Genomic DNA, 22,864 nt, shown 5'->3' with positions numbered 1-22,864 from the left:
TTATTCTCGGGCCAGCGCTTCAATGGGGTCTAATCGTGCGGCATTGCGCGCGGGCAAAAAGCCAAAGAAAACGCCGATCAGCGTTGAGCAGATAAAGGCGGCAACAAAAGAGCCTAGGGAGAAAATCATTTTCCAATCGGGTAAGAAAAACTGCACTAATGCGCCAATACCCAGTGATAACAGCACGCCAATCACGCCGCCTATCAAGCAGACCAGTACCGATTCGGTTAAAAACTGCTGCATTACATCGCTTTGCCTTGCACCCACCGCCATCCGAATCCCAATTTCTCGCGTTCGCTCAGTCACCGATACCAACATAATATTCATCACACCGATGCCGCCAACTACAAGGGAAATCAGCGCAATCATCGACAGCAGCAAGGCTAGCATCTGGCTAGTTTGCTCGATTTTTTTAACTAGGCTGTCCATGTTGTAGATAAAGAAATCCTTGCTGCCGTGGCGCAGAGTCAGCAGTTTTTCTATACTTTGCTCGGCCGCAGCAGAGGATTGGCCGTCCTTTACCCGCACGGTGATATTGTTGAAATACTGCTGACCAAACAGCCGGTTGGCCGTGGTGGTAAAAGGCAGCCAAGCCTGTAGGTTTTGCCCACCACCGCCAAAGCCGCTCTTATTATCTGCCGCCACGCCAATCACCGTGGCAGGCAAGTTACCCACTAAAATCACCTTCCCTAGTGGATCTGCACCTTTGGCGAATAATTTACGCTGCGTGTTCTCATCAATCACCACCAGCTGTGCCTGCCGAGCCACATCTTCACCATTAAAAAACCGCCCTAATGCAGGCTTTAGGCCATTCACGCGGAAATAAAACTCCCCTACCCCGCTCACACTGCTGTTGACATCCAGAGCGCGGTGCCGCAAGCGCAAGCTGGTACTGGTGCTAGGCGTCACGCTATCCACAAAGGGCATAGACTGCAACGCGCTAAGATCGCCAGGCAGCAGCGTGCGCATGCTACCCGCCCTATCGTCACCCCAGTCTTTACCGGGGAAAATGCTCATAGTGTTGCTGCCAATCTCACCAATATTTTGCAGAATTTTATGTTTAGCCCCCTCGCCAATCGCTACAATCGACACCACCGAAGTAATGCCAATCACCACACCCAGCATGGTCAGTAAGGTGCGCATACGGTTAGCCGACATCGCCCGCCACGCCATATTTAAAGCCGCTAAAAAACGATCCGCAACAATTCTTAAGGATTTGGCCTCTGCTGCATGCGGAGCGATTTTTCCTTCAACGGTGGCATTCACCGGCTTGCTACGATCGGCCACGATGCGGCCATCGCTAATCTCAACAATCCGCTCAGCGCAATCGGCCACTTTATGGTCATGGGTAACAATAATGACGGTATGCCCCTGCGCGTGTAGCTCGCGTAGGATATTCATGACTTCTTCGCCGCTATGGCTATCCAGCGCACCGGTTGGCTCATCGGCCAAAATGACCTCGCCGCCATTCATTAGCGCACGGGCAATACTGACCCGCTGCTGCTGCCCGCCCGAAAGCTGATAAGGGCGGTGTTCAAGCTTATCGCTAAGGCCTAAACGGCTGAGCAGTGCTTGCGAACGTTGCTGCCGCGTAGCTCTTGCCAGCCCCGAATACACTGCGGGCATTTCCACATTGCCCTGCGCAGATAAATGCGGCAAGAGATGGTAGCGCTGAAAAATAAAGCCGAAACGATCACGGCGCAAGCCTGCCAGCTCATCGCTATCTAAGCCCGACACATCACGCCCGTTGACTAAATAAGTGCCGGAGGTAGGCTTATCCAAGCAGCCCAAAATATTCATCAGCGTTGATTTGCCCGAGCCAGATGCGCCCACAATGGCGACCATTTCACCCGCATGAATACAAAGGCTCACCTGATCCAGCACCACGGCTTCGCTTTCACCCGCCGGAAAGCTGCGAACAATATTCGTCAGCTCTAAAAGAGGCTTACGCACGCTATGCTCCAATCGATACGCTGGTATCAGATTTACCCGAGGCGGCGTCGCCAGTTACCACCAGATCGCCTTCTTTTAAGCCATCTAGCACCTCTACCTGCACATTATTATTGATGCCAGTTTTTATCTGCCGATTCACCGCAATGCCGTCTGCCCCCACCACCTGCACCGTGTAACGCCCGTCTTTTGCCCGCACGCCCAGCGCAATGGTTGGAATGCTTAACACGCTTTTCAGGTGATCAAGCACAATCGCCACCTGCGCCGTCATATCTTGGCGTAGCTCATGCTTAGGATTAGGCACTTCAAACAGCGCATTATAAAAAATAGCGTTGTTTACTTTCTCTGGTGTGGGCTGAATGGCACGCAGCTTGCCGTAATAGCGCTTATCCGGCTGGCCCAGCGTGGTGAAGTAAACGACCTGCCCAGCGTGGATTTTCATCACATCAGCTTCAGAAATCTGCGCTTTAACGGTGATGGTGTCCAAATCAGCCAGCGTCAGCAGATTAGGTGCCTGCTGAGCGGCAATCACAGTTTGCCCTTCTAGCGTGGTAATGGCCGCCACTTCACCATCAATCGGCGCAATAATGCGGGTATAGCCCAGCCTAGTTCTGGCCGAATCCAGCGTGAGCTTAGCTTTTTTAATCTCGGCATCGCGCAACGCTAATTCAGCCTGCAATGTTCTTTGCTTTAAACTAGCTTCTTCCACAGCCTGCTTAGACGTGGCCTCGCGGCTCAGCATGGTTTGCTGACGGGCCAACTCCGTTTTAGCCTGCTCTAATTGCAGCTGGCTTGATTGCCTTTGCGCGAGTAATCCTTCCAATGAAGCCTCGGCATTCAGTGCATCGTTTTGCGCCAGCTCCGGATCAATCGTCGCCAGCAGTTGGCCTTTTTTCACTCTATCGCCCAGAGCTACTTCCAGCTTTTGCAGCTGCCCAGAAACCTGCGCCCCCACGTCCACCTTACGAAATGCCTGCAAAGTACCTGTCGCCAGCACCGCGTTTTCTAAATCAGCCTTTGCCACCTTTGCCGTGGTGTATTGAGGTGCTGCTTTGCTAGGGAAAAAAATCGCTTTAATTCCCCAGCCAAGCAGAGCCAGCAGGATGGCAACCATCAGCATACGCAGCCATGACCAACGCTTAAACGTCCAAACCATCACGCATCATTCCTTACAGCCAACAGGGCAAGGCGGATAGCATAACATCGGAATAACTCTTCTTTTGTCGTAAAAAAGTAGTGGAGTTGTATGTAAATATAGCCACCCTCTTATTCACCTAACCATGTAAACACACACTGTCAGCCGGAGCTTGCCCCCGTTCGGCCATGCCATAATCCCGCGCAACCTGGGCTACACGCAGTCGGTAATTTTCAAACACGCCCTGCCGCCCTTGCGATTGCGCATCGCGGTGCATGGCGCTGCAACGCCACGCTTTAACCGCTGCTTCGTCACGCCAGAAAGACAGAGAAAGCATCTTGCCCGCCTCGCTAATGCTATTAAAACGCTCAATCGAAATAAACCCGTCTTGCTGCATCAGCTCCTCGCGTAAATTGGCCGCAAGGCTCAGATACTCCGGCATTTGCTCTAGGCTAAGCCACACTTCAAAAATAACGACAATCATTAGAAATCCTTTTAATTACTGATGTTACAAATCAAAACCCAACCATTGAACCACGGAGAAAAACAGGCATTAAATTACCTGACTATGCCTCTTGCTCAATCTCATTATAAATATCGTAGGGCGGGTGAAACCCGCGTGTTTATTCAGCATTGCTCGCGGGTTGCACCCGCCCTACAATCAGCCTTGAATAGCTTTAATAAAAAAATTTCAAAATCATATAAATACAAGAATTCAGGCCGACGCGCCGTGATAAAAAACCGAGGAAAATCATCCACGTTTGATCACTTATTTTTCGTGTATTTGGTTGCTTTTCGTGGACTAATAATCGTTGTGAGTAACATCTATAAGTCTCTCACACCACTACCACAGGCCTTTTATGTCGCTGCTCAATGCCCGCCTTGCTCAGGAAATCGTCGATCGCACCATGGCGATCATCAGCTGTAACGTCAATGTAATCGATGCATCCGGCACCTTGATCGGCAGTGGCGATCGCTCCAGAATCGGCCAGCAGCATGAAGGCGCTTTGCTGGTGCTGTCGCAGCAGCGCACGGTAGAAATTGACGACGCCATGGCGCAGCAGCTGCATGGCGTGCGCCCCGGGGTGAATTTGCCCCTGCGCCTTGCAGGGCAGATTGTGGGCGTGGTTGGCATCACCGGCCAGCCCGATGCGGTGCGCCATTACGGCGAGCTAGTTAGGATGACGGCCGAAATGAGCTTGGAGCAGGCAAGGTTGATTCAAGCCTTAGGCCGAGACACCCGCTACCGCGAAGAGCTGGTTTTGCAACTCATCAAAGGTGAAGCCGCGCCGCATTCTGATTTGGAAGCTTGGGCGCAAAAGCTAGGCGTGGATATCCGCCGCCCACGCGTAGTGGCGGTGATCGAGGTAGATAGTGGCGCATTAGGCATTGATGCTGCGCTAGCCGAGTTACAAGAATTACAAACCCTGCTCAGCACCCCAGAGCGGGATAATCTAGTTGCCACGGTTTCTTTAACCGAACTCGTGGTGCTTAAGCCCGCTTTAGATCATCAGGGCCGCTGGAACCCGGAAGAACACCGGCAACGTGTGCACGATTTACTGACCCGCGTAGCCAGTAAAAGCAAATTGGGTGTGCGCATTGCACTGGGGCAATATTTTTGCGCCGCCAATGCCGTGGCACTATCTTATCAAAGCGCCGTGACCACCCTGCAAACAGGTAAAGCGCGCAATCCTGAACGGGCTTGTTTTTTCTATCAGGATTTAAGCCTGCCAGTGCTGCTAGCGGGGCTAAATTCTGGCTGGCAGGCCGCCCAGCTGCGCATTCCCTTAAAAAAACTAGAGCAGCAAGATAGCAATGGCCAGCTACGCAAAACCCTAGCCGCATGGTTTGCCTGCGACACCCGCCCCGTTGAAGCCGCACAGGCTTTGCATATTCATCGCAACACCTTGGATTACCGCCTAAGCCGGATTGAGGCTGTAACAGGGCTTACCTTAAGCAAAACCGACGAGCGATTTTTACTTTATGCGGCTTTACAGCTGGCATAGCGATGTAGTCTGGCACAGCAGGCCATCATACTGCGCCGCATAAAAACATCGACTCCTCCCCATATACTGTAAAAAACTCCAGTAAATATGCCTTAATTTTTATAAATTTTCAGGCATCCGCACGAAGTAGCTCTGTAGCAGAGTGTTTATCCTGTTCATTAGCCATCGCAAGATTCCGCCCAAACAGGAGCCACCCATTATGGAAGTCAGTTCATTAGGTGCCATCAGCGCACTTGTTGTCGCCATTTTTCTGATTTTACGAAAAGTACCGCCCGCCTACGGCATGATTGTTGGCGCTTTAGTGGGTGGAATTGTGGGTGGGGTGGATTTAAGCGCCACCGTGAATTTAATGATGGGTGGGGCCAAAGGCATTATCCCTGCCGTGATGCGTATTTTGGCGGCCGGTGTGCTAGCAGGGGTGTTGATCGAATCTGGCGCAGCGGCCAGTATTGCCGATACCATAGTCAAAAAAGTGGGCGAAACACGCGCCCTGCTGGCGCTGGCGATTGCCACCATGATTTTAACCGCAGTCGGCGTGTTTATTGATGTGGCGGTGATTACCGTCGCCCCCATTGCCCTCGCGATTGCGCGCCAAGCCGATTTATCCAAAATGGCGATTTTGCTGGCCATGATAGGCGGGGGAAAGGCGGGGAATGTGATGTCGCCCAATCCCAATGCCATTGCCGCATCCGATGCCTTTCATGTACCACTGACCTCAGTGATGGCCGCAGGGATAGTGCCAGGCTTAGTTGGGCTGGTAGTGGCATACTTTATTGCTAAAACGCTGGTGAATAAGGGAAGCAAAGTCGAAAGCGCCGAAGTTGTGGCCTTTGATCGCCACGCCCTGCCTTCTTTTGCCACCGCTATTGTGGCCCCTGTTGTGGCCATTGTTCTGTTATCGCTCAGGCCTTTATTTAATGTCGTGATTGATCCCATGTTAGCCCTGCCCTTAGGTGGCTTATTGGGTGCGCTGGCAATGGGCCGCTTTAAAGACAGCAATCAATTTGCCGTAGCGGGCTTAGGCCGCATGGCTCCAGTTGCAATTATGCTGCTTGGCACGGGTACCTTGGCGGGGGTTATTGGTGCATCCAGCCTTAAAACCGTGCTGATCGAAGCGCTACAAGGCTCGGGCCTGCCAGCCTATATGCTGGCCCCGATATCTGGTGCGCTGATGTCACTGGCCACCGCCTCCACCACCGCTGGCACCGTGGTGGCCGCGCAGGTATTTAGTAGCACCTTGCTAGAGTTGGGAGTGCCTGCCTTAGCGGGTGCCGCCATGATTCATGCTGGCTCCACGGTATTTGATCATATGCCACACGGTAGTTTTTTCCACGCCACAGGCGGGGCAGTCAATATGAGCATTACCGAGCGGCTTAAAGTGATTCCTTACGAAACAGCGGTTGGTTTGTCGATTACGATTGTCTCTACGCTGATTTTTGGTGTGCTTAAATTTTAAGGTTTGCGATTATGAAAATTATTATTGCCCCCGACTCCTACAAAGAAAGCCTCTCAGCCCTAGACGTTGCCACGCAAATTGAAGCGGGCTTTAGGGAAGTTCTACCCGATGCCCAATATATAAAAATCCCCGTGGCAGATGGTGGCGAAGGCACGGTTGAAGCCTTAGTGGCTGCCACTGGTGGGCGCATGATTCAGCAATCAGTGACCGGCCCGCTGGGCGAATGTGTCAGTGCTTTTTTTGGCTTATCGGGTGATGGCCAAACCGCCATTATCGAGATGGCGGCAGCCAGCGGCTTAACACTGGTTCCCCCTGCCCTACGCAATCCTATGCTCACCACTAGCTACGGCACCGGCGAGCTCATCCTCGCCGCACTAGACTGCGGTGCCACGCATATTATTTTGGGTATAGGCGGCAGCGCGACAGTCGATGGCGGCATGGGAATGATCCAAGCGCTGGGTGGGCGTTTTTTAAACCAAGCCGGTGCAGCGCTGGGCTTTGGGGCTGCCAGTTTAAACCAGCTGGCTCTAATTGATGTATCTAGGCTTGACCCGCGGATCGCGCAATGCAAAATAGACGTGGCTTGCGATGTAGATAACCCGCTCACCGGCGAGCAGGGTGCAGCGGCGGTGTTTGGCCCACAAAAAGGCGCAACGCCAGAGATGGTTAGAATCCTTGACGCCAGCCTTAGCCATTACGCCCGCATGATTAAAGAGCAAATCGGCCTGGATATTGCCTTAACCAAGGGTAGCGGCGCGGCGGGCGGCATGGGGGCAGCAGCACTGGCTTTTTTAAACGCCAGCCTACGCCCCGGCGTAGAAATTGTGCTGGAAGCCGTACAATTTGCCGCCCTTTTACAAGGCGCAGACCTAGTCATCACCGGAGAAGGCCGTATGGATAGCCAGACCATACACGGCAAAACACCCATGGGCGTAGCGCAAATGGCCAAGGTTTTTAATATCCCAGTGATTGGCATCGCAGGCTGCCTTAGCACCGACGTAGGCGTAGTGCATCAGCATGGCATTGAAGCGGTATTCAGCGTTTTAAACCGCGCGGTATCCATCGAAGAAGCACTGGCACAGGCTAAAGAAAATGTACGCCTTTGCGCTAGGAATATCGCCGCCACAATTAAAATTGGCCGAGCTCTGCAATAAATAAAGCTGCAAATCCCCATTCTTATCCCACCAAGACACACCCTGATCTGATGCCCATCAGCCACCACTACGCCACGGTGGCTTGGGCATAAAACAGGCAATCTTCCCGATGGCGGTGCTTTCAATGCGGGCACCATGTTACCATTGCGGGTTTTCCATCACGTGGAAAGTAACTCATGCATAAGTGCTTGTTTTGGCTGGCCCTTGTTACGGCAATCCCATGCTATGCAGCAAGAACCATTCCTATGGATGGGCAGCTCGGCGAACTCAAAGCCGCGGCCATCCCAGAAATTAAAATTGACGACAAAATTTACCGCACTGCCCCTGGGCTGCGCGTCTACGGGCAAAACAACGCGCTCATCATGCAAAGCCATATGCCGCAGCAAGCCACCGTTTGGTTTCAGATTGAAGCCACCTCGGGCAATGTATGGCGGCTGTGGCTGCTCACAAATGATGAAGTAGCCACTTTAAAAGCCCGCCCGAAAGCGATTATCACGGAATAAACAGCTAAAAATGAAGTAATGAAAGCACATAATTAGCACTTGTAGGGCGGGTAAAACGCGCGAGCAATGCTGAGAAATACGTGGGTTTCACCCGCCCTACGAGATTAAATAAGCACTAAAGAATACGATTCGTATCAGTGATACTTGAAGTAAAACTTAACACGTAGAGCACGCAATAATGAGCAAGAAAGTATTTATTAAGACCTTCGGCTGCCAGATGAACGAATACGATTCGGACAAAATGGCTGATGTATTGCACGCATCCGAAGGCTTAACGCAGACCGACAATGTTGAAGAAGCCGATGTGATTTTGTTTAATACCTGTAGCGTGCGCGAAAAAGCTCAGGAAAAAGTGTTTTCAGATCTTGGCCGTGTGCGAGAGCTTAAGCTTAAAAACCCAAATCTATTGATTGGTGTGGGCGGCTGTGTGGCCTCGCAAGAAGGCGCGGCGATTGTAAAACGCGCGCCCTATGTGGATATGGTATTTGGCCCGCAAACCTTGCACCGCCTGCCAGATCTCATTGCCGCTCGCCGCAGCAGTGGTATTTCTCAGGTGGATATTTCTTTCCCTGAAATCGAAAAATTCGACAATATGCCGCCAGCCCGCGTTGAAGGCGCAACGGCCTTTGTATCGATCATGGAAGGCTGTAGCAAATATTGCTCGTTCTGCGTGGTGCCTTACACCCGTGGCACCGAATTTAGCCGCCCGTTTGAAGAAGTGCTAGCCGAAGTAGCTGGCCTTGCTGCGCAAGGTGTAAAAGAAATCACCCTGCTTGGGCAAAATGTAAACGCCTATCGCGGACCGATGGAAGACGGCGAAATCGCCGATTTTGCCACCCTGCTTGAATACGTGCACGAAATCCCGGGCATCGAGCGCATGCGCTACACCACCAGCCATCCGCGTGAAATGACGCAGCGAATTGTGGACTGCTATCGCACTCTGCCAAAACTTGTTTCACACTTACATTTACCAGTACAAGCGGGATCAGACCGCGTGCTGGTGAATATGAAGCGCGGCTATACCACGCTGGAATTCAAATCCTTAGTGCGTAAACTCAAAGATGCCCGCCCTGATATTTGCCTAAGCTCTGACTTTATCGTCGGCTTTCCTGGCGAAACCGAAGACGATTTTGAACGCACGATGAAGCTAATTAACGATGTAGGTTTTGATGCATCGTTTAGCTTTGTTTACAGCCGCCGCCCAGGTACACCCGCTGCCGACTTACCGGATGATGTGCCGGAAGAGCTAAAACTCACCCGTCTCAGACGTCTGCAAGCCCGCATCGATGAGCTAGCGCTGGACGTAAACAAAAACATGATCGGCACCGTGCAACGTGTGCTGGTGGAAGGCATGGCGCGTAAAAACCTCGAGCTACAAGAGCTAGCTGGCCGCACGGATAACAACCGCATTGTTAACTTTGCTGGCAATCCGCGCTTAATCAATCAGTTTGTAGAAGTGCTGATCACCGAAACCTTCCCACACAGCCTAAAGGGCGAAATAGTGGTGAAGTAACATAGCTACGGTTTAAGCTGGGTAGATTACCTACCCAGCTATCCACAAGCTAAACAAGGCTGCGTGGGCACATAAACCCTGCTCACCCTACACAGACCTTGCATCAAACGATGGTACATAGGCAGCGTGCCTTGCACACATAGTTTATGATAGGCATCAACGCTCCCGCCAAAAGCAGTAGGATATAGCCCATCAAGCTATTCCCTTTGCGCATTACCCAAGGAAAACACATGCTATCGCCAAAAGATGCTGAACTTTTTGCCGTTCTAAGCGACGACGACCTCGACCTGCTGGCCGATTTTTTAGAATCTGATGCGGCCCCAGAACAAGCAATGGATTTATCCATGTTGCATGGTTTCCTGACGGCACAACTCGTTGGCCCAGAAGAAATCCCCGCAGACAAGTGGTTTTCCCAAGTCTGGGGCGAAAACGGCGAGCGTCCTAAATTTGCATCCGTTGCAGAACAAGAAAAAATCGAAGGCTTGATTCTGCGCCTATACAACCAGCTGATGGACGAGCTGGCCGATGCCGAAAACGCCTTTAGCCCGATTGTTTATGTAGATGAAGAAAGCGGCCAGGATATCTCGCAGCAATGGTGCTACGGCTTTACGCTGGCAACATCGATGAACCCAGAGGCCTGGCAAGAAATGATGGACGATGAAGAATACGCCCAGCTTGTCTACCCGATTTTGGTTTGTGCCGACGACGAAGGCCGTGCCGATCTAGAAAAAGATGGGCAAGACATGGCCGAATTCGAACACGAAGTTGCCGCGTCCTTGGTCGATATCATCCCAGAAATCCGCGACTTCTGGATCGATCGCCGTGGCGTGCCAAACCTCAAGCATTAAATAACAACAAACCCAAATCTTAAAACACGGAGGAAAGGAGAACACGGAGTAGCACAGAGGCAAAACAATGATAATTCATTTTTCTTTGGTCTTTCCCCGTGTAACTCTGTGTTCTCTGTGCCCTCCGTGGCTCAAGATTTGGGTTTTACTTCTCGATTATTTGAAAAGAGCTCGCTTTTGAATAGCCAAATTATCCACTTCACGCCTGTTGATAACCGCCGCTTAAACAATCTCTGCGGCTCACTCGACGAAAATCTCAAACAAATTGAAACCGCGCTGGATATCACCATCGTGCGGCGAAATGAGCAGTTTCGGGTAAGCGGCAGCGCCAAAAACTTGCAGCAGGGCATCAGCCTACTAGAGCATTTTTATGCGATGGCCGAAGAGCCACTAGAGCGGGATGATTTGCAGCTATCGATTATCGAACTCACGCAAAATATAGCCCCTGCCTATATCGAAGAAAACACCACGCCGCTGCGCACCAAGCGCCATGATTTACGCGGCAGAACGCCTCGCCAAACGGGCTATATCAAAGCGATTCAGGATCATGACATTACCTTTGGCATTGGGCCAGCAGGCACAGGTAAAACTTATCTGGCCGTCGCTTGCGCCGTGGATGCCTTAGAGCGCGATCTGGTCAAACGCTTGATCTTAGTTCGCCCCGCCGTAGAAGCAGGCGAAAAACTCGGCTTTTTACCAGGCGATTTAGTACAGAAAATCGACCCCTATCTTCGCCCACTTTACGATGCACTTTACGATTTAATGGGCTTTGATAAAGTCACCAAGCTGTTTGAAAAAGGCATTATAGAGATTGCCCCACTGGCCTTTATGCGCGGTAGAACCCTCAACAACAGCTTTATTATTTTGGACGAAGCGCAAAACAGCTCACCAGAACAAATGATGATGTTTCTAACCCGTATCGGCTTTGGCTCTAAAGCCGTCATCACGGGCGACCCAACCCAGATCGATTTACCTAAGCATCAAAAATCCGGCCTAAATGATGCGCAAGAGGTGCTGCAAGAGATCAATGGCATTGCCCTGCACCACTTCACCAGCGAAGACGTAGTTCGTCACCCGCTGGTGCAAAAAATCGTCAATGCCTACGCAAAGAAAACGCAAGAACGTGAAGCAGCAAAGCGTAAAGAATAAAGCTGCGCCCTGCTCAGCTAAGGCGCAGCAAGCAGCGCCCCTACAGCCTATATTCCTTATCGATCATCACAGGTAAACGACAAAAACAAGCAAGAAGCATAATCAGATTAAGAATTAACCAACTGATTCATATTATTATTTTTTGCTTATCACCGATGAGGTGCAATCCGCGAGCAATGCTAAATAAGTGTTCGGGTTGCGCACGATCTCAGATAATTCAATGCCTACAAACACCCAAACGATAAAGCGTAAGCCCCCCCTTATGACGCGTTATATTGGGTGAAATAGCGAAAATTAAGCAGAAATTACAACAATTTGCATGATACCAAGCGCAGCAAATAATATGACGGGGTGATTTGCAGTTAAATACAGAAGGTTGAAGTCGCTTGTTAGTTTGTGAGTTGTATACAATTCGATCAAGACAACATTAACTTTCCCTGACCTTGCAAACTTTGATCCGTAGCGAAACAGCGTTTTCTCGGAATCTGCTTGAGTTAAGAATCATTGCGGGCTCAAGAATATTTAAACTAAAGCCCAACTTTGGAGAATATTTCTAATGCAAACGCCCCACCAGCACCAGCATGCTAGCCCCCGCCAACTTTCACTCACCCTTTTTGCCAGCTTGGCACTGAGTTTGCCTGCCTGGGCCGACAACCAGTCACTGCCTAAAGCAGGCCAGTACAATGCCAATAACAAACTGTTTGAGCGCACCTTAGTCATTTCAGAAAATGGCCAGTTTTCACTGGAAGTTGCAGGCAAATCAGCCGGAACCAGCAACCGTTCAGGTTCAGGCGAAGGCAAACTCAAAGCAGTGGGTGAAGGCTGGCTTTTCAATGAAGGTAACTGCCAGATGCTCCTGACCCCGGCCAAAGATGGCTTATTGATGCAGGTTGATGGTTGTTCTGGCAATTGGGGCGATGTGATGTTCAATGGTCTCTATCAGTTTGGCGGCGCCAGCGCTGCATCCAAGCCTGCGGCCAGCAGCAAACCAACCGTAAATCCCAAACTGGCAAAAACGTTCAATTGCCAAAATCTGGAGTTTAATAACGCAGGGATTCCCAATTGGCTAGCAAAGATGGCCAATGTGCCGCTGAATCAGGTTTTTGGCACAGAGCTAAAAGTAGCAGCGGGCTACACCTTCCAGGGCTTGCCTGTACAATCCGCGATCTTGTTTGAAAGTGAAGTGCCTTTTCTGGCCATGCTGGTAGACGCAGACAAGGCGGCATTAACCGCCGCGGTTAAAAAATCCAAACAGCAAAGAAATGCTGGCGTGGCACGCTTACGCACAAATGGTGAGTTATCGACGGAAGGTTTTGCAGGCAAGGGGCCAGAAGCGTTGTACATCAGTTGTGCCGAGCGTTAATTCACACAGGCTGATCTGAAGTCGCTGGCACTAGAACCAACCAATTTACGCAGTTGTATCGCAATCTACATCAAACCAGTATCGCCAAATTTTTAAGCGACAACATTTACAAAGATCACTTATGAAGCAACGTTTAGAAATCTGCCATCAAATAGAAAGCACCGCCACCGGCCTACCCAGCACGGCGCAGTTTCAAATCTGGGCGGAGGCCGCACTCCTGCCTGAGGTTGCCACGGCAGAAATCACTTTTAGAATTGTGGATACCGAGGAAGGCCAGCAGCTAAACCGTGATTACCGTGGCAAAGACTACGCCACTAATGTGCTGACTTTTACTTTTGACGACGATGAGGATATGCCGAGCATCCCCAGCCTGCCACTCATGGGCGATATTGTGTTCTGTGCGCAGGTAGTCGCAAAAGAAGCGCTGGAGCAAAACATCAGCCTAATCGATCACTACGCCCACCTCACTATCCACGGCGTACTGCATTTGCAAGGCTATGATCACCTTGAAGAAGATGAGGCAGAAACCATGGAAACGCTTGAAACCAAGCTACTGGCAACACTAGGCATTAGCGATCCTTACGCGGCAGAAAAATAACATTCGCCTAATTTGTATGGGGGCTGATGTTGCCAATTCACCAAAATTCCATCATCCCCACTATCACCAATGCCGCTGTAACCCAAAAAGCACGATCTTCCGGTATCATTCGTTCTTCTTTATCATTGGATCTTTACGCCATAATGGATGATTACCCCTCGGTATCACCGAAAACGAACACCCCCAAGTCATCATGGCTTGAACGTTTGACCCATTTCCTATTACGAGAGCCAGAAGATCGTGGTCAGCTCGTAGAAATTCTCCACTCAGCATTTGAACGCCAACTGCTCGATGCCGATGCGCTGGGCATGATCGAAGGTGTGTTAAATGTCGGCGATATGCAGGTGCGCGATGTGATGGTGCCGCGCAGCCAAATGGACATCATCGATATCAATGATGCCCCCGCCAAATTTATTCCCTATGTGATTGAAACCGCTCACTCGCGCTTTCCTGTGGTGGATGGCAGCAAAGACAAGGTCTTAGGCGTGTTGCTGGCTAAAGACTTGCTGCGTTATTACGCCAGCGATGAGGAATTTGACGTGCGCGATATGCTGCGCCCAGCGGTGTATATCCCCGAATCTAAACGCCTGAATGTGCTGCTTAAAGACTTCCGTAATAATCGTAACCATATGGCGATTGTGGTGGATGAATACGGCGGCGTGGCGGGCTTGGTGACCATTGAGGATGTAATGGAGCAAATTGTTGGCGATATCGAAGACGAATTCGATTACGACGAAGCCGAAGACAATATTATTCCTGATCGGCGTGGGCACTGGCGGGTGAAGGGCATTACCGAGATCGATGACTTAAATGAAGCCTTGGGCTCCAAGTTTTCTGATCAGGAGTTTGATACGGTAGCCGGCCTGATTACCCAGCACTTTGGCCACCTGCCCAAGCGCGGTGAAATCGTGGCATTTGAAGGTTACCGCTTCCAAATCCTGCGTGCCGACAGCCGCCGGATTTATTCGGTACTGATAGAAAAACTAGCCGATACAGCAACAGAAACATAGTCATTTTAAATAAAAACCTAGGTCCTGCACCACGGAGAAAAGGAGAACACAGAGGGCCACGGAGAAAATATTAGGGGTGAAAGACATGATGGCAATAGCAACAATTTGCTCTCATTTCCCTCTATTTACCCGTTTTTTCTCTGTGAACACCCATTATCTGTGGTCAACGTGGTTCAAGACTTGGGTTTATCAACACCTCACACAGGAGCGGTCATGGGCCGTGGTTAATGATTTCTAGATTTAAACCCCTGCTCGTGCACTTCCTGCTGGCCCTGTTTGGCGCGGTCAGCGTATTTTCTTTTGCACCGCTGTATTTATTCCCGCTGATGTGGCTATCCCTCGCCGCACTGACCTTTGCCATACAACAATCCGCAACGCCCCAAATAGCCGCTGGGCGCGGGTTTAGCTTTGGTCTTGGTTTTTTTCTTGCCAATATCCACTGGATATTTATCAGCCTAAATACCTTTGGCGGCATGCCTGCAGCGATGGCTGCTGGGGGAATTTTAGTGCTGGCGGCGTATATGGCGCTGTTTCCTGCTTTAGCTGGCTGGCTAACGCTGAAGCTGCCTTGCCCAGCAGCGCTGCGGATATTACTGCTGCCCAGCGTATTTATTCTGACCGAATGGCTGCGTGGCTGGCTTTTTACGGGTTTTCCTTGGGCCAGCGTAGGCTATTCACAAAGCCCAATGACACCACTCGCGGGCTTTGCCCCCATCGGTGGCGTTTATTTGATCGGCTGGCTGCTCTGCTTGAGCATGGCTATCATTGTTAGTAAACCTAAGTGGTTGGCGGGCTGGGGCATCGTTGCCAGTATATGGGGAGCGGGCTGGGGTTTAAATCAGATTGAGTGGACAACTAAGGTAGGCGCGCCGGTTAGGGTCAGCTTGGTGCAGGGCAATATTGCGCAAAATATTAAATGGGATAATGCCTTTTATCTAGACAGCCTCAAAACTTATCTAGAACTCACCAGCAAGGCACGTGGGCAGTTAGTAATTTTACCAGAAACAGCCATCCCCTCATTTATCAGCGATGTACCTGATTGGTATCCACAGATGCTGCGTGATGCTGTTGCCCCGCGCAAAGCCGATTTAATCCTCGGCGTCCCCATTTTAGGTACACACGAAGCAGAGTATTACAACGCCGTCACCGTGATGTCCGATCCTAAGCTCCCTCTTTACAAAAAGCAGCATCTGGTACCTTTTGGCGAGTTTATTCCGCTACCGTGGCTGTTTAATTGGATTTACAGCTTTATGGATATGCCGCTATCGGGCTTTAGCCGTGGCGCGGTAAAACAAGCACCGTTTGCGCTGGCATCCGGCCAGATTGCCGCCAATATTTGCTACGAAGACGTGTTTGGCCGAGAAATTATCAATGCTCTGCCTGAAGCCACCATGCTGGTTAATCTATCTAATCTGGCATGGTTTGATGGCTCTTGGGCAGCAGCACAGCAGACACAAATGAGCCAAACCCGCGCCTTAGAAACCGGCCGCTATATGCTGCGCTCTACCAATACCGGCGTAACGGCCATCATTGATGAAAAAGGCCGATTTAAAGCGGTATTACCAGAACGAGTTGCAGGTATTTTGGAAGGCACCGCTCAAAACCGTAGCGGCATGCCGCCCTACGCTTGGTTCGGCGATACGCCACTGCTGATGGCTTTGTGCGCCGTATTGCTTGGGCTGGGATGCTGGAAAAGACGTAGCGACAAATAAATATGAGGTAGGCAAGGTAAAACACCTTTGCCCACCCTACAAGAAATTAGACTTTCAGCTCTATACATCTGACCGAGGCGGGGCAATTAATAGTTGTGTACCTGCCAATCTATCGTGCAAGAATCGGCGTTCACGATCGAATAATGCCCAAAGAAAGGGCAGGAAGAATAAAGCCGTGAGCAGCCATGCCACAATGCGTAAATCGGCATGATGCCTAGCCAAAATCCAAAATGGCGCACAAGGCAGCATACACATGGCAACCACGGCAAAGCGCAATGCTACTTCACGCCAACCTAAAGGCTTGCCATCCGCCTTAACCAAGCAAATTCGCCAAGTTCGCATTGCTAGGGTTTGCCCGCCACGCCAGCACCACGCAAAGTAGGTAAACGCGACGCCCATAATCCACACAAAATTAAGCGCACGCACAATTAAATCATCGCTCATTGCGGTAACCGGCAGCTTAGTGATTAGCTGAAACACGCCTTGGAACAAGCCTTCAGCGAGCAATACCACGGCAATCAGCAGCAGCAACTCGTATAAAAAAGCAAACATCCGTCGCCACCAGCCTGCTGGCCCAGTCTTTATCTTCACACACTATCCTTGTTAATAAATATCAGCCAAGTGCGGCTAAGCCCCAGCCCTTAAACATGTATTAAAAACATCACAAACTTACACCAAAACAATATTTAACTTTTGTACTATAAATAAAATGCGCCAAAAATCTTACGGCGGGAATAAAACAATAAAACGCTGCTTAATCGCCGTTAGAAAAGCACAGAAACACAAGACTGCGATATTAACAAAGTCAATAAGTTAATAACCAGAAGAACTTGCCATTTATACCGCAGTGCGGTAACTTTCTAGTGCAATATCCAGCCAAGAATGCAGGCGGCACTCTACATAGTTAGCCTGCGCCGAAAGGTCTCCGCCAGCGAACACACACTGGTCGTCAAATACAGGTCACAAACCTGTTTGAAACGGCGGAAGACCCGGTAAATCATTTGCAAATAGTTGGGCGAAGCCAATTTGGCCCCAGCTGTTTACCTATCGTTCTGACCTAGGGAATACCCATGGAAATTTCGGGCGCAGAGATCATCACGCGCTGCTTACAGGAAGAAGGCGTCGAATTCATTTTCGGCTACCCTGGCGGCGCTGTTTTATCTATTTACGATGCTATTTTTAAGCAAGATTATTTTAAGCATGTGCTGGTGCGGCATGAGCAGGCGGCTGTGCATGCTGCTGACGCTTACTCCCGCTCTAGCAAAAAGGTGGGCGTAGCGCTGGTTACATCCGGCCCTGGTGCCACCAATGCCATTACTGGGATTGCCACCGCCTATATGGATTCGATTCCTATGGTGGTGTTTTCCGGCCAAGTGGCAACCGATGCCATTGGCCTAGATGCTTTCCAAGAAGTAGATATGGTTGGCTGCTCACGCCCAATCGTAAAACACAATTTCTTGGTAAAAGACATTCGTGATCTGGCCCCTACTATTAAAAAAGCCTTTCACCTTGCCACCACTGGCCGCCCAGGTCCCGTGGTTATCGATGTGCCTAAGGATATTGCGGCCAACAAAACGGAGTTTAACTACCCAGCATCGGTAGCGATTCGCAGCTATAGCCCGCCTACCAAAGGGCATCCTGGCCAGATTAAGAAAGCGGCACAGTTACTTGGTGAAGCAAAACGCCCGTTTCTGTATGTGGGTGGTGGGGCTATCTTAAGCAATGCCAGCGCCGAGGTAACTGAGCTAGTTAAGCTACTCAATCTGCCTTGCACCAATACCCTGATGGGCTTGGGTGCGCTGGATGGCACAGACCCGCACTTTGTGGGCATGCTGGGCATGCACGGCACCTACGAAGCCAATATGGCCATGCAGTACAGCGATGTGATCATTGCGATTGGCGCGCGTTTTGACGACCGCGTTATTTCGTCCCCTGAACACTTTTTATCGCAAGCCAAAAAGATTGTGCATATCGACATCGACCCGTCATCGATCGCCAAGCGCGTAAAAGTGGATGTGCCTATCGTTGGCGATGTAAAACATGTCTTGATCGATCTGATTGCCATTCTGAAAGAAACCGGCATCAAGCCTCAGGCCGATACTTTGGCCGCTTGGTGGAAGCAGATCGAAGAATGGCGCAAGCCGCAAAGCCTTTGGTACGAGCAATCTGATCTAGTCATCAAGCCGCAATTTGTAGTGCAAAAACTATGGGAAGTCACCGGTGGCGACGCCATCATTACTTCGGACGTAGGCCAGCATCAAATGTTTGCCGCCCAATACTATCCATTTAAGCGCCCACGTCAGTGGATTAACTCGGGTGGTCTTGGCACAATGGGCTTTGGTCTGCCTGCTGCTATGGGCGCTCAACTGGCGAATCCAGATGCCATCGTTGCTTGCATCACCGGCGAAGGCTCGATCCAGATGAACATCCAGGAGCTTTCTACCTGTAAGCAGTACCATATTCCGACCAAGATTATCAATTTGAATAATCGCTATCTGGGCATGGTTCGCCAATGGCAGCAGTTCTTTTACGGCAATCGCTATTCTGAGTCTTACATGGATGCGCTGCCTGATTTTGTAAAACTAGCTGAAGCCTATGGCCATGTAGGCATGAAGATTGAAAAGCCGTCCGATGTAGAGCCCGCCCTGCGCGAAGCCTTTAGCGATAAGCTAAAAGATCGCCTAGTGTTTATGGACTTTATTACTGACCGTGAAGTCAACGTCTTCCCGATGATTCAGAATGGGAAAGGCCTGAGCCAGATGGATCTACCGCCGCATATGAGTGATATGCAGCTGGTGCCATTTGAAAACAACCGTGATTACGGCAATCTGTGCTGAGAGCGCTCTATGGAGATGGAAATGCGACATATACTTTCAGTACTGATCGAAAACGAAGCGGGTGCACTATCCCGTGTCACCGGTTTGTTTTCAGCACGTGGCTACAACATCGACTCGTTAACAGTGCAAACCACTGAAGACACCACGATGAGCCGGATGACCATCGTCACCCATGGCTCTGAAGACGTTATCGAACAAATCACCAAACAGCTCAACAAGCTGGTAGAAGTGGTGAAAGTGATCGACCTGAACGAGGCTGATCACATCGAGCGTGAACTGATGTTGATAAAAGTGCGAGCAACCGGCAAGGAAAGGGACGAAATGAAGCGGATGGCGGATATTTTCCGTGGCCGCATTATCGATGTTACCGAAAAAGCCTATACCGTAGAGCTGACCGGAACAGGCGAAAAGCTGGATGCTTTTATCAAGGCACTTGATCCAGCCGCCATTCTGGAAACCGTACGCACCGGCGCCTCTGGCATCGGTCGCGGCGAGCGTATTTTAAAAATTTGATGCGCGCAAAGCGCGCAGAATAGACAAATCTAAACACTAATCAGGAATTCAGCCATGAACGTTTTTTACGATAAAGACTGTGACATCTCCATCATCAAATCCAAAAAAGTAGCCATCATCGGTTACGGCTCGCAAGGCCATGCCCACGCTTGTAACTTAAAAGAATCTGGCGTGGATGTTGTAGTTGGCCTGCGTAAAGGCTCGGCCACCGTCGCTAAAGCAGAAGCACACGGCCTAAAAGTGACCGATGTGGCCACTGCGGTTGCCTCTGCCGATGTAGTGATGATTCTGACTCCGGATGAATTCCAGTCAAAATTATATAAAGACGAAATCGAGCCAAACATCAAGCAAGGCGCAACGCTGGCATTTGCTCACGGCTTTGCCATTCATTACAACCAAGTTGTGCCACGTAAAGACCTCGACGTGATCATGATCGCGCCTAAAGCACCTGGCCACACTGTACGTTCAGAATTTGTACGTGGCGGCGGCGTTCCTGATTTGATCGCCATCTACCAAGATGCATCGGGCAAAGCGCGTGAAATCGCTATGTCTTACGCTTCCGGCGTGGGCGGCGGCCGCACTGGTATTATCGAAACCACATTTAAAGACGAAACCGAAACCGATTTATTCGGTGAGCAAGCCGTATTATGCGGCGGCGCGGTTGAGCTGGTTAAAATGGGCTTCGAAACACTGGTTGAAGCCGGCTACGAGCCAGAAATGGCCTACTTCGAATGCCTGCACGAGCTAAAACTGATCGTTGATCTAATGTTCGAAGGCGGCATCGCCAATATGAACTACTCGATCTCAAACAACGCCGAATACGGCGAATACGTGACTGGCCCTAAGGTCATCAACGAAGAATCCCGCAAAGCAATGCGCCAAGCACTGAAAGACATTCAAAACGGCGAATACGCAAAGAAATTCATCGTTGAAGGCGCAACCAACTACCCATCCATGACCGCATACCGCCGCAACAACGCAGCACACGGCATTGAAGTAGTGGGTAACAAACTGCGCGCTATGATGCCTTGGATTCAAGCGAATAAAATCGTAGATCAAACTAAGAACTAATTGGCCTTGATTATAAATACAAAAAGCCAGCTTTCGAGCTGGCTTTTTTTGGAGAAAAAATGCCCACACTTGAAACTCCTCGCCTTATCCTCAACCACTTTAACTTTGACGATGCACCAGCAGTGCAAAGGCTCGCTGGTGACTTTGCCATTGCCGATACCACCGCCACCATTCCCCACCCCTACCCCGATGGCGCAGCAGAAAGCTGGATCGCCAGCACCGCCAACCTGTGGCTAGTGCAACAAACGCTAGCCCTCGCCATACGCCGCAAAGAAGATGGAACCTTACTAGGTGCAATCAGCTTGCTTGATATCTTGTACGAGCACCGAGCTGAGCTTGGCTACTGGATAGGCAAACCTTTCTGGGGTAATGGCTACGCCAGCGAGGCAGGCCATGCAATCTTGGCGTTTGGCTTTACCGAGCTAAAACTAAAACGCATCCATGCCGAATACCTCGCTAGAAATCCAGCATCTGGAAGAGTGATGGAGAAAATTGGCCTTAAGCAGGAAGGTATTTTGCGGCAGCACGCGATTAAATGGGGCAAGCTGGAGGATAAAATTTGCACAGGGATTTTAAGGGAGGAATGGCTTTCCCTTTCTAGATGATACGCACGCTTCCTCGAACTAATAGCATTTAAACGACACGCTGAATGCCTTTTTTATTTAGCGGCGCTGCCATGTGTATAGCCAGATATAATCCGCCCCTTACCCACCCCACAAAGTGGATAGGGTCAGCTTTTTATCTACGCTGGAGCCTTAAATGCCTGCATTAGTATTAGACGGTAAAGCCCTTGCTGCAAAAAATGAACAAGAATTATCTCTCCGCGTCGCCTCCATCAAAGCTGCCTCTGGTGGACAGCTCCCAATTTTGGCCACCATCTTAGTGGGCGATGATCCATCCTCTGCCACCTACGTCAGAATGAAAGGCAATGCCTGCTTACGTGTAGGAATGGAATCGCTCAAAATTGAGTTAGCCACCTCCACTACAACATCAGAATTGCTCCTCCAAATTCACGACTTAAATAACAATCCCAATATTCACGGCATTTTATTACAACACCCAGTACCTGCACATATTGATGAACACCAGTGCTTTAACGCTATTGATGTAGCAAAAGACGTAGACGGCGTAAGCTGCCTCAGCTTTGGCCGTATCAGCATGGGCGAAGAAGCTCACGGCAGCGCCACGCCCAAAGGGATTATGCGTTTGCTAGCGGCTTACAATATTGAGCTAGCTGGCAAGCATGCCGTGGTGATCGGGCGCAGTGCCATCCTTGGCAAACCCATGGCCATGATGCTGTTAAACGCCAATTGCACCGTGACCATTTGCCACTCACACACCCAAAACTTAGCCGAACTCATTAAACAAGCCGATATTATTGTCGGAGCAGTGGGTAAGCCTGAGTTTATTAAAGCCGACTGGATAAAAGACGGCGCGGTCGTGATCGATGCGGGTTATCACGCTGGCGGTATTGGCGATATTGAATTAGCGCCGCTGATTAACCGTGTTGCCGCGTATAGCCCCGTTCCCGGTGGCGTAGGGCCAATGACAATCAATACCCTGATTTATCAAACCATTGATTCCGCAGAGAAGGCGGTGAGTGGATTGCTGAGTAAATAAGCTAATTTGCAGCTTTGCTTATAAAGCTACTAATCAGCATAATGATTGGAAATAGGCCTTTGGGAGACAATAATAGCTGTAGGTGGTGCAAGCCAGCCGACTGCTAATGTGCAATAAATACCTCACAAGGCATTATTACTATAAGGCCTCGAGCATTGAATGAATTTACGCTGACCATCTACAAGTTGATGTCAAAAAAAATCGAAGCCGTAGCATTCGAACAATGGGTTTATTCTGAACAAGAATTGACCAAGCGATTAACGCCTGACGATTACTTGGAATTAATTTCTTTAAACTATCAAATGTTGACGCCGACCGAAAACTGACCCACTACAGCTAGTTCTGCCGATCCAAAATTGACCCAGGTGCTTTACTTATTCTGCTTAACTCTTGAGCAGAGGATAAAAGGTGATCACCATGGAAATG

Annotated in this window: 20 protein-coding genes; 16 read left to right on the top strand and 4 right to left on the bottom strand. The window is 50.2% G+C overall.

The annotated features are described in order from the left end of the window. The 3 genes from macB to R6242_RS17220 all read right to left on the bottom strand — a co-directional run bounded on the left by macB (nt 1) and on the right by R6242_RS17220 (nt 3,569). Nucleotides 1-1,953, bottom strand: coding sequence for a macrolide ABC transporter ATP-binding protein/permease MacB (gene macB, locus R6242_RS17230; protein ID WP_318429145.1), 1,953 nt, complete (start codon nt 1,951-1,953; stop codon nt 1-3). 1 nt (nt 1,954) lies between these two features. Further along, on the bottom strand, nt 1,955-3,106 hold the full coding sequence (gene macA, locus R6242_RS17225) for a macrolide transporter subunit MacA (RefSeq protein ID WP_318429195.1): 1,152 nt from the start codon (nt 3,104-3,106) through the stop codon (nt 1,955-1,957). A 118-nt stretch (nt 3,107-3,224) separates the two neighbouring features. Continuing rightward, nucleotides 3,225-3,569, bottom strand: a complete 345-nt coding sequence (locus R6242_RS17220; RefSeq protein ID WP_318429143.1) for an antibiotic biosynthesis monooxygenase — start codon at nt 3,567-3,569, stop codon at nt 3,225-3,227. A gap of 376 nt (nt 3,570-3,945) precedes the next feature. Between R6242_RS17220 and R6242_RS17215 the strand changes: the two genes are divergently transcribed. The 11 genes from R6242_RS17215 (at nt 3,946) to lnt (ending at nt 16,397) form a co-directional block, all read left to right on the top strand. Continuing rightward, nucleotides 3,946-5,091 carry a sugar diacid recognition domain-containing protein gene (locus R6242_RS17215; RefSeq protein ID WP_318429140.1) on the top strand — a complete coding sequence of 382 codons (1,146 nt, stop codon included), beginning with the start codon at nt 3,946-3,948 and terminating at the stop codon, nt 5,089-5,091. A gap of 199 nt (nt 5,092-5,290) precedes the next feature. Beyond that, nucleotides 5,291-6,547 (top strand): GntP family permease, encoded by a 1,257-nt coding sequence (locus tag R6242_RS17210; RefSeq protein ID WP_318429138.1) that lies wholly within the window; start codon nt 5,291-5,293, stop codon nt 6,545-6,547. Between the two features lie 11 nt (nt 6,548-6,558). After that, entirely contained in the window at nt 6,559-7,701 is a 1,143-nt protein-coding gene (locus R6242_RS17205; protein ID WP_318429136.1) for a glycerate kinase, read from the top strand. Between the two features lie 176 nt (nt 7,702-7,877). After that, nucleotides 7,878-8,204, top strand: a complete 327-nt coding sequence (locus tag R6242_RS17200; protein ID WP_318429134.1) for a hypothetical protein — start codon at nt 7,878-7,880, stop codon at nt 8,202-8,204. A 178-nt stretch (nt 8,205-8,382) separates the two neighbouring features. Next, nucleotides 8,383-9,717, top strand: coding sequence for a tRNA (N6-isopentenyl adenosine(37)-C2)-methylthiotransferase MiaB (miaB, locus tag R6242_RS17195; protein WP_318429133.1), 1,335 nt, complete (start codon nt 8,383-8,385; stop codon nt 9,715-9,717). A 230-nt stretch (nt 9,718-9,947) separates the two neighbouring features. Continuing rightward, nucleotides 9,948-10,565: a UPF0149 family protein gene (locus R6242_RS17190; RefSeq protein WP_318429132.1), complete on the top strand. Its 618-nt coding sequence runs from the start codon at nt 9,948-9,950 to the stop codon at nt 10,563-10,565. A 177-nt stretch (nt 10,566-10,742) separates the two neighbouring features. Beyond that, a complete protein-coding gene (locus R6242_RS17185) occupies nt 10,743-11,714 on the top strand; it encodes a PhoH family protein (protein WP_318429129.1) in 972 nt (323 codons plus the stop codon). A gap of 556 nt (nt 11,715-12,270) precedes the next feature. Continuing rightward, nucleotides 12,271-13,077 carry a hypothetical protein gene (locus tag R6242_RS17180; protein ID WP_318429126.1) on the top strand — a complete coding sequence of 269 codons (807 nt, stop codon included), beginning with the start codon at nt 12,271-12,273 and terminating at the stop codon, nt 13,075-13,077. A gap of 121 nt (nt 13,078-13,198) precedes the next feature. Next, nucleotides 13,199-13,675: an rRNA maturation RNase YbeY gene (gene ybeY, locus R6242_RS17175; protein WP_318429124.1), complete on the top strand. Its 477-nt coding sequence runs from the start codon at nt 13,199-13,201 to the stop codon at nt 13,673-13,675. A gap of 143 nt (nt 13,676-13,818) precedes the next feature. Then, nucleotides 13,819-14,685 carry an HlyC/CorC family transporter gene (locus tag R6242_RS17170; protein WP_293930882.1) on the top strand — a complete coding sequence of 289 codons (867 nt, stop codon included), beginning with the start codon at nt 13,819-13,821 and terminating at the stop codon, nt 14,683-14,685. 227 nt (nt 14,686-14,912) lie between these two features. Continuing rightward, entirely contained in the window at nt 14,913-16,397 is a 1,485-nt protein-coding gene (gene lnt / locus R6242_RS17165; RefSeq protein WP_318429120.1) for an apolipoprotein N-acyltransferase, read from the top strand. 60 nt (nt 16,398-16,457) lie between these two features. On the opposite strand, the gene R6242_RS17160 is transcribed toward lnt, so the two are convergent. After that, nucleotides 16,458-16,988 carry an RDD family protein gene (locus R6242_RS17160; RefSeq protein WP_318429117.1) on the bottom strand — a complete coding sequence of 177 codons (531 nt, stop codon included), beginning with the start codon at nt 16,986-16,988 and terminating at the stop codon, nt 16,458-16,460. A gap of 479 nt (nt 16,989-17,467) precedes the next feature. Here R6242_RS17160 and ilvB point away from each other — a divergent pair, with 479 nt between their 5' ends. The 5 genes from ilvB (at nt 17,468) to folD (ending at nt 22,438) form a co-directional block, all read left to right on the top strand. Beyond that, the gene (ilvB, locus tag R6242_RS17155) at nt 17,468-19,234 is read left to right on the top strand and encodes a biosynthetic-type acetolactate synthase large subunit (protein ID WP_318429115.1); all 1,767 of its coding nucleotides are present in this window, start codon (nt 17,468-17,470) and stop codon (nt 19,232-19,234) included. A 21-nt stretch (nt 19,235-19,255) separates the two neighbouring features. Then, nucleotides 19,256-19,747, top strand: coding sequence for an acetolactate synthase small subunit (gene ilvN / locus R6242_RS17150; RefSeq protein WP_130106462.1), 492 nt, complete (start codon nt 19,256-19,258; stop codon nt 19,745-19,747). Nucleotides 19,748-19,801: 54 nt separating this feature from the next. Continuing rightward, nucleotides 19,802-20,818, top strand: coding sequence for a ketol-acid reductoisomerase (ilvC, locus tag R6242_RS17145; protein ID WP_318429111.1), 1,017 nt, complete (start codon nt 19,802-19,804; stop codon nt 20,816-20,818). Nucleotides 20,819-20,877: 59 nt separating this feature from the next. Continuing rightward, on the top strand, nt 20,878-21,423 hold the full coding sequence (locus R6242_RS17140) for a GNAT family N-acetyltransferase (protein WP_318429109.1): 546 nt from the start codon (nt 20,878-20,880) through the stop codon (nt 21,421-21,423). A gap of 154 nt (nt 21,424-21,577) precedes the next feature. Continuing rightward, entirely contained in the window at nt 21,578-22,438 is an 861-nt protein-coding gene (gene folD / locus R6242_RS17135) for a bifunctional methylenetetrahydrofolate dehydrogenase/methenyltetrahydrofolate cyclohydrolase FolD (RefSeq protein ID WP_318429107.1), read from the top strand. Nucleotides 22,439-22,864: the final 426 nt, after the last annotated feature.

This window comes from Iodobacter sp. CM08 (assembly GCF_033446605.1).
Lineage (GTDB): Bacteria > Pseudomonadota > Gammaproteobacteria > Burkholderiales > Chitinibacteraceae > Iodobacter.
This window is presented reverse-complemented; position numbering and strand designations above follow the sequence as displayed.

What these genes read in the sequence shown, in the direction of transcription:
- macA (WP_318429195.1), bottom strand. Translation starts at nt 3,106, where the DNA reads ATGGTTTGGACGTTTAAGCGTTGGTCATGGCTGCGTATGCTGATGGTT.
- R6242_RS17220 (WP_318429143.1), bottom strand. Translation starts at nt 3,569, where the DNA reads ATGATTGTCGTTATTTTTGAAGTGTGGCTTAGCCTAGAGCAAATGCCG.
- R6242_RS17215 (WP_318429140.1), top strand. Translation starts at nt 3,946, where the DNA reads ATGTCGCTGCTCAATGCCCGCCTTGCTCAGGAAATCGTCGATCGCACC.
- R6242_RS17210 (WP_318429138.1), top strand. Translation starts at nt 5,291, where the DNA reads ATGGAAGTCAGTTCATTAGGTGCCATCAGCGCACTTGTTGTCGCCATT.
- R6242_RS17205 (WP_318429136.1), top strand. Translation starts at nt 6,559, where the DNA reads ATGAAAATTATTATTGCCCCCGACTCCTACAAAGAAAGCCTCTCAGCC.
- R6242_RS17200 (WP_318429134.1), top strand. Translation starts at nt 7,878, where the DNA reads ATGCATAAGTGCTTGTTTTGGCTGGCCCTTGTTACGGCAATCCCATGC.
- miaB (WP_318429133.1), top strand. Translation starts at nt 8,383, where the DNA reads ATGAGCAAGAAAGTATTTATTAAGACCTTCGGCTGCCAGATGAACGAA.
- R6242_RS17190 (WP_318429132.1), top strand. Translation starts at nt 9,948, where the DNA reads ATGCTATCGCCAAAAGATGCTGAACTTTTTGCCGTTCTAAGCGACGAC.
- R6242_RS17180 (WP_318429126.1), top strand. Translation starts at nt 12,271, where the DNA reads ATGCAAACGCCCCACCAGCACCAGCATGCTAGCCCCCGCCAACTTTCA.
- ybeY (WP_318429124.1), top strand. Translation starts at nt 13,199, where the DNA reads ATGAAGCAACGTTTAGAAATCTGCCATCAAATAGAAAGCACCGCCACC.
- R6242_RS17170 (WP_293930882.1), top strand. Translation starts at nt 13,819, where the DNA reads ATGGATGATTACCCCTCGGTATCACCGAAAACGAACACCCCCAAGTCA.
- lnt (WP_318429120.1), top strand. Translation starts at nt 14,913, where the DNA reads ATGATTTCTAGATTTAAACCCCTGCTCGTGCACTTCCTGCTGGCCCTG.
- ilvB (WP_318429115.1), top strand. Translation starts at nt 17,468, where the DNA reads ATGGAAATTTCGGGCGCAGAGATCATCACGCGCTGCTTACAGGAAGAA.
- ilvN (WP_130106462.1), top strand. Translation starts at nt 19,256, where the DNA reads ATGCGACATATACTTTCAGTACTGATCGAAAACGAAGCGGGTGCACTA.
- ilvC (WP_318429111.1), top strand. Translation starts at nt 19,802, where the DNA reads ATGAACGTTTTTTACGATAAAGACTGTGACATCTCCATCATCAAATCC.
- R6242_RS17140 (WP_318429109.1), top strand. Translation starts at nt 20,878, where the DNA reads ATGCCCACACTTGAAACTCCTCGCCTTATCCTCAACCACTTTAACTTT.
- folD (WP_318429107.1), top strand. Translation starts at nt 21,578, where the DNA reads ATGCCTGCATTAGTATTAGACGGTAAAGCCCTTGCTGCAAAAAATGAA.